Genomic DNA, 6,314 nt, shown 5'->3' with positions numbered 1-6,314 from the left:
CCCGCAAGGTCCGCCCCCACCGAGACGGTGTTACTCCAAAAGTCGGCGTCGAGTTCGCCTTTTGTGATGCCGTCGAAGATGGAGCCCCTCACCTCGGGATCCATGAGCCGCAGGGCGAGCGCCCCTGCGCTCAGGCCCGATGCGGACAAGAGCAGCGCCGCCAAGGTGGCGGCTCCCCACCCCATAGGCCCCGCCAAAAGCAGCGCCGCCACCCCCACCAACCCCGCCGTGAAGCTGAGGATGTCCGGCAGGTTGTCGCCCAGCCAGTCGAGGGCCTCGTCGAACCAACCCGGCTCGTGCGGTACGAGTTTCTTCGTCGCGTCGCGGATCTTGCGTGCGCGCAGGCCGGCCTGCTGCTCGTGTTCCTCGGCCAGCCTCTTCGCCTTGCCGATGACTTTGGCCAGCTCAGCCTGGGCGTCGTCCAAGTCGCCGTTTGCGCGGGTGAGGTCCTTCCGGGCGGCATCACCGCCGGCCCCGCCCGCCTTGAGGTCAGCGCCGTCGCCCAGCTTCTCCACACGCCCCTGCGCGCGATCGACCTCGGCCTGCGCCTCCGTCGCGTCCTCCTCCAGCTTCCCGGCCCGACGCTGAAAGTCGGTGAGCTCGCCTTCCCAGCGGTCGAGTTGCCGGGCCGCCTTGCGGAGGGAGTGCGCGGCGTTCTTGAGGTTCAGGGGCAGCGGCCCGCCGTCGAGTTGCTCGCGGAAGGCGACGGCGGCGTCGCCCTTCCAGTAGCTGCCGTCGAGGAGCTTGGTGACGAGGTCGTGGGCCTCTTCAAGTACCTTGGCGCACCCGCTGAGCTTCTTCTCCAGCCCCCGCACGGCCTCCGTGTCACCCGGGACAGGGTTGAAGCCAAGATGCGGATAGGCCGGGTTCGGCATACGCGGTGCGGACTTCAACCCCTGCGGCTTGTCCAGATCCGCTCGGGACCGCGGATCGAGCGCGGCACCGTACGGGTCGTTCCCGGCCGTGGCGGTCACTTCGCGCCACCGCCCTTGCCTTCGCGCGCCGCCCGCACCGCCTCCTCGAGCGCCTTGTCGACCTCGAGATAGCTGTCCTTGCTCTTGCCAATGATCTCGGCGAGATCCTCCGTCTGCTTCCCGATCTCCTCGGAGCCGTACTTCCAGTCCTCCTGAAAGGACTCGCACGCGGAGTCGAGATCATCCGTACCGAGCCCGACGATCGTGGCGTCGGACAACGCCTTGCGCACACCGTTGAGCGAGGACGACGACCGCCTCAGCGCCTTCATGAACCGCCCGAGCTCATCCCCGTCGACGACAAGCCGCTCCGCCATCTGCCCCGTCCCCTCTCACCGGCCCACCTGCACCGATGTGAGGAACGACGTCGTCCGCCTTTCGTGGCGCCGTTCAGCTGCCTGCCCCTCGTTGAGGCAGCAGATTCCGCACTGAGGGCTGCCGCAACAGCTCAGTGGTTGACGGCGGACGTAAGGCTGCCCCGGGGCGGAACGAGGAGGGCATCGGATGGAGCAACTGCACAGCTACGCTGACAGGGGCAGGCGGCAACAGTGAGCATGACTGACCGGGGGAATCGTGGACCGACCGCTGCTCTTCCTTGACGTGGACGGACCACTCAACCCCTATGCGGCCCACGACCTCACGGCTACACCACACTGAGAGTCCCCCGAAACGACGCACGTACGGACGACAGGGACCTGTGATCTCGACGGCGCCCCCCCCTGCGCGTCTGGCTCAACCCAGAGGGATCCCACCGGTCCTCGGCCTTCCAGAACTGCCCTTCGTCGACGTCGGCGACGCTCTACTGAAGCAACGCCCCGATGGAGTCCACTGGAAGACTGGTCCGCTGGTGGACGACGAGCAGAGCGAGCGGGATCAGACATACGTGACCGCCCACCACCAGGGAGTCGGGCTTCTGCACCACGTCAACCCGCGGATCGGGCTGCGGGAAAGCGACTTTCACACCCTCGCCGACTTTGCCCGATCCTCAGGCATTTCACGAACCGGCGGCTGAACCACTCGTCAGCTCACAACACGGACCGCCACCGCCGGAGCCGATCTCGTCGTGAGGACACGCCTCAGGACTGGCACTCCTCGGCTCCCCGCGTGGACAGGATCTGGGACGTCTGCCAGACGCCGGCGGAGTTTCGGTCGAGCCTGGTGTTGTATCGGACGAAGCTGTTGCGGGTGACGGGCGTCGTCGCGATTTTCCCGGTGGTCCTGTCCTTGCTGAAGCCCTTGCTCTCGTCCGCGCAGAACGCGAGGAGGGCCGATCCCTCCTCCTTGAGCGTGACCTTCCGGTCGAAGTATCGGACTTCACCGGTCACGGTGGCGTTTGCCTTCTCGAACTGCGCGACCCAGGACGTGGCTGCTTCCAAGGCTTTGCCCGTGTTGTAGAAGCCGACCGCCACGCCGTCGGGATCCGTTCCGGCGATCGCGGCGTCCACGGCACGCATCCGCTCGGCGTTGTCGGCGAGCACCGCGTCCTTGACCTGATCCCCTGTGGGCCCGCCTTCGAAGACCAGTTTCAGATCCGACGGAAGGTCGATCCGCGGCCGGCCTGTCGCGGAGGAGGACGAGGGGCGAGGGGACCCCGCGGCGCCGTTGTCGGCGTCCGCCTCCGCCCCCTCCCTCTCGCCCGCATCCGGCGACGCGCTGTCGTCAGCCGCGCATCCGGACAGCGCCAGAGCACTGGTCACGGTCAGCGCCAGCGACGCGAGTACGCCGGGCCGGCGACGGATCATCATCGGCTCCTCAGTGGGAAGTCCTCGCATCAGCGGTTGACGGCCTGGATCTCCTGGACGACGACGTCCTGCGTCGCGCCGAACGAGCCGTCGGGGAGGTCACCGCCCGCGCCGCCGGTGCCGGTCCAGTGGATCTCCCAGTTGACCGTGGCCTGGAGCGGGAAGGTGCCGTCGCCCGAGGAGCGCAGGTACTTCACTCCGCACGGGGGCGTGGCGTCGGCCTTGCCCTTCGCGTACGGCTCACCGATGCGTCCGTTGTTGATTTCGCACACGCCCGAAGCCGGGTAGGTCTCGGCGTCCGGGGTGCCGGCCTTGATCTCCAGGGAGACCGGCACGGCTGTGGCCGTCGCACTGACCTGGATGGCCTCCACTGTGGCGGTTACGGAGACCGGCTTGAACGCCGCTCCGTCCAGCCACGCCCAGGTGGGCAGGTTCACCTTGGTCGCGTTCGCGGGTGCCAGCGTCACCTCGGTGCCCGGAACTCGAATCTGCTCGTAGGCGAGTTCGGCGAGGACCTGCGGGGTCACGGCGTTCGGGATGTCGGCCGGCGGGGGGTCGCCGATGTCCACCCAGAAGTAGTCCTTGTTGCAGGCGTCCCAGCCCGGCGGGTAGCTGTCATTGACGTACGAGCCCCACCAGTAGCCCTTGCCGGACTTGTCCTTGTTGAAGCCCTTCTTTTCGTCCTTGGCGTTGTACTTCTCCCGCTGCTCGGCGTCCCACTGGTACCCGGTGGACTCCGCCTCCCAGATCGGCTCCAGGTAGTCCTGCAACTGCTCCGGGGAGAACTTGGGGGCGTACCAGCACGCAGGCGGGGTCCATGACGTGGACGAGGTCAAGGCCCCGGCGGAGCCGCCGCTGCCGTTCTTGGAGTGGTCGAACACCACGGCACCGACGGTGACCGAGAGGCTGCCGCCGTCTCCGGTCTCCGCGCTCTGCTCCGTCTGGCCGTTGTTCCCGTGCTTGCCGCGACTGGCATACGCCGACTGCGCGGCCAGGACAGGAACGCAAACGAGAGTCAGTACGGTCAATATCCTCGCTGAGGTCCTTAGGGCTGGCACGCCTTGTCCCCCCTCTTCGACGCGATGTCAGTGGTCTGCCATACGCCGGCGGCGTTCTTGGTGAGTGCGGTGTTGTAGAGGACGTAACTGTCGGCGGACGCCGCCGACTTGTCGACCTTCCCGCTCTTCTTGTTCTTGATGTAGGACTTGCTCTCGTCGGAGCAGTACCTCACGTACGCCTTGTCATCTCCCTTGAGTGTGACTTTCCGGTCGAAGTACCGCGTCACACCGATCCACGTGTCATTGCTGTCGATGTAGCCCTGCACATAGGTGATCGACGAACTCAGAGCCTTGTCGGCGTTGTAGAAGCCGAGGGCCTTCGTGTCGGTGCTCCCCTCGAAGATGGCCTCGTCCACCGCGTTGACACTCAGGGTGTTGGCGGCAAGGACTGCGTCCTTCTGGGCGTCACCGGTCTTCTCGCCCTCGAAGACGTTCTTGGCGTCGGAGGGGAACGTGATCTCCGGCACGCCCTCTGCCGTCGACTCACTGGGGGTGGGCGAAGCAGACGCCTTGTCGCCCGTATCCGCGCCCGCGATCTTGTCTTTCCCGTCGGAGCTGCTGTCGTCACCTCCGCATGCGGACAGCGTCAGGGCCGCAGCGGCGGTCAGCGTGAGCGCTGCGAGGCGGGCGGGGCGGCGGCGAGTCACTGTGCGCTCCTGGGTGGGACGAGGGTTCTCTTCAGCGAAGCAACGCTATCCACCGGGGCACCGGGACGCCAGAGCTGAAGTCGGCAGCCGACGGCGCCCTATGCGGCCAAATCAGGGCTTCGTGTGGCTTCTTGGGCCATAACGGTTGCGTAACACGAGAGGGGCCACGCTCCGGTTGCAGTGCCCTCGTGTTGATCCGGAACATTTCGTAGAGGAAGCAGCAAAGTCTCGCGACGGGACAGGCGTGCGTGCCGGGGCGGGATGGAGGTGGTTCGATGCAGATACTGATCAGTCCCCGCGGAGTTCGACCGGGGGTTTCGTGCCGTCCTCCCTCGTCACCTGGGGGACCACGGCCTTCCACCGCGCTGAGGGCGGATCAGAGCAGGTCATGGCTGACAAGCCGCGCTCCCGCTTGGCGAGGAGACCGCTCGGATCTTCCACTCACCGTCACCGTCCCTCTTCAGGGAGGTGCGATAATCGACGTAGCTCTTCGCTGTGATCTCAGTTTTCCGGACCTCATTGTTTCTCAGGTACTTCACGTACGCCTTCCTTGGTCCTCGCAGTACGTGAAGGAAGCCGTCCCGTCTTTGCGGACAGTCACCTGTGGGGCGTAGAACCGGTAGCTGCCGGTGATAGTCGCCTCTTGATCAACGTAGTTCTGAATGAACTCTTGCGTGCCGGACGCTGCTTCGCCCTCGTAGTAGTGGAGATAAGCTCCGTCGAGAGCGTCCTGTTTGACAATGGCGAGGTCCACCGCCCTGATGGACTGCTCGCTGTCGGTGAGGACGGCGTCCTTCTCCTTGTCACCCGTTCTCGGCCACCCGTGTCCGCCGTCCCGGCTTTGTCGCTGTCGTCCGAGCCGTCACCGCCCCCGCACGACGACAAGGTCAGGACGACGGCTGCGCTCAGCATGAGCACTGCTGACAGAGGTGCGCGGCGGTGAAACACGGTCGGGGCAGCTCCTGTGTGGGGTGGGCCGGCATGCAGCGCTTCACTTTCCGGCGCGGCGGCGATCGAGGATGACGTCGCTCAGGGCTGGCACTTTGTGCTCCCCCTCTGGGAAAGCATTTTCTGGACGACCCAGATTCCCTTGTCAGTCCTGGCCAGCTGCGTGTTGTACAGCACGTAGCTGTTCTTGGTGACGGGGGTCTTGATCACCTTCTGGGGCTTCAGATACATGTCGTAGGCCCTGCTCTGGTCTTCGCAGTACACGAGGGAGGCTGTGTCCTTCGTACGGACCTGCGCGACTGCGTCGTAATAGCGGTAGGAGCCCGTTACCCGCGCGTTTTCATCGACGTATGCCTGGATGAACTCTTGCGTGGATGCGGCGGCTTCACCCTCGTAGTAGGTCAGGTACGCCTTGTCGAGCGCGTCCTGGTTCACGATGGCCAGGTCCACGGCCTTGATGGACTGTTCGCTGTCGGCCAGCACCGCGTCCTTGTCCTTGTCGCCCGTCTTGGGCCACTCGAACTTGTAGGACAGGTCCGACGGAAGGTCGATCTTCGGCCGAGTCGCCGCCGACGGATCGGACGTGGCCGGTGAGGGCGAGAGGGAAGAGTCGCCCGTGTTCGCGCCGGCGATCTTGTCTTTGCCTTCGGAGGGGTTGTCGTCGCCTCCGCATGCGGACAGCGTCAGGGCCACAGCGGCGGTCAGCGTGAGCGCTGTGAGGCGGACGGGGCGGCGAGTCACTGTGGCTCCTGCGTGGGACGAGGGTTCTCTTCAGCGAAGCAACGCTATCCACCGAGGGGCGGGCACACCAGGGCGAACGCCGTTGCCTGTGCTGCCCTTTGTGGCCCTATCGGGTGCGTAGTCCCCCTGTGGTTCCGGGAACATTTCGTAGAGGGAGCAGCAAAGGCTCACGGCGTGGCGGGGAGGCAGGTCGGGATCTGGCTCTTA

At 65.8% G+C, this 6,314-nt stretch carries 7 protein-coding genes and 1 pseudogene; 1 reads left to right on the top strand and 7 read right to left on the bottom strand.

What is annotated here, in order from left to right; translation table 11 throughout:
• Together DMH12_RS36440 and DMH12_RS36435 are read right to left on the bottom strand one after the other, a co-directional pair.
• On the bottom strand, nucleotides 1-974 hold a 974-nt coding region (locus DMH12_RS36440), incomplete at its 3' end, for a hypothetical protein (RefSeq protein ID WP_125495579.1).
• Nucleotides 971-1,288: a hypothetical protein gene (locus DMH12_RS36435; protein ID WP_125495578.1), complete on the bottom strand. Its 318-nt coding sequence runs from the start codon at nucleotides 1,286-1,288 to the stop codon at nucleotides 971-973. The genes DMH12_RS36435 and DMH12_RS36440, both read right to left, overlap by 4 nt.
• A gap of 256 nt (nucleotides 1,289-1,544) precedes the next feature.
• On the opposite strand from DMH12_RS36435, the pseudogene DMH12_RS36430 reads away from it, so the two are divergent.
• A pseudogene (locus DMH12_RS36430) lies at nucleotides 1,545-1,983 on the top strand (hypothetical protein).
• 64 nt (nucleotides 1,984-2,047) lie between these two features.
• On the opposite strand, the gene DMH12_RS36425 reads toward DMH12_RS36430, so the two are convergent.
• The 5 genes from DMH12_RS36425 to DMH12_RS36405 all read right to left on the bottom strand — a co-directional run bounded on the left by DMH12_RS36425 (nucleotide 2,048) and on the right by DMH12_RS36405 (nucleotide 6,107).
• A complete protein-coding gene (locus DMH12_RS36425; protein WP_260474473.1) occupies nucleotides 2,048-2,716 on the bottom strand; it encodes a hypothetical protein in 669 nt (222 codons plus the stop codon).
• Nucleotides 2,717-2,742: 26 nt separating this feature from the next.
• Complete coding sequence (locus DMH12_RS36420) at nucleotides 2,743-3,741, bottom strand: hypothetical protein (RefSeq protein ID WP_260474472.1); 999 nt, start codon at nucleotides 3,739-3,741, stop codon at nucleotides 2,743-2,745.
• Between the two features lie 17 nt (nucleotides 3,742-3,758).
• Nucleotides 3,759-4,418: a hypothetical protein gene (locus DMH12_RS36415; protein WP_125495577.1), complete on the bottom strand. Its 660-nt coding sequence runs from the start codon at nucleotides 4,416-4,418 to the stop codon at nucleotides 3,759-3,761.
• 535 nt (nucleotides 4,419-4,953) lie between these two features.
• A complete protein-coding gene (locus DMH12_RS40135; RefSeq protein WP_260474471.1) occupies nucleotides 4,954-5,172 on the bottom strand; it encodes a hypothetical protein in 219 nt (72 codons plus the stop codon).
• A gap of 275 nt (nucleotides 5,173-5,447) precedes the next feature.
• Nucleotides 5,448-6,107, bottom strand: a complete 660-nt coding sequence (locus tag DMH12_RS36405) for a hypothetical protein (protein WP_185832754.1) — start codon at nucleotides 6,105-6,107, stop codon at nucleotides 5,448-5,450.
• Nucleotides 6,108-6,314 lie beyond the last annotated feature (207 nt).

It is taken from the genome of Streptomyces sp. WAC 04229 (assembly GCF_003947455.1).
GTDB lineage: Bacteria > Actinomycetota > Actinomycetes > Streptomycetales > Streptomycetaceae > Streptomyces.
Note: the sequence above shows the minus strand (reverse complement) of the source record. Positions and strands in the feature narration are given on the sequence as shown.

What these genes read in the sequence shown, in the direction of transcription:
- DMH12_RS36425 (WP_260474473.1), bottom strand. Translation starts at nt 2,716, where the DNA reads ATGATGATCCGTCGCCGGCCCGGCGTACTCGCGTCGCTGGCGCTGACC.
- DMH12_RS36435 (WP_125495578.1), bottom strand. Translation starts at nt 1,288, where the DNA reads ATGGCGGAGCGGCTTGTCGTCGACGGGGATGAGCTCGGGCGGTTCATG.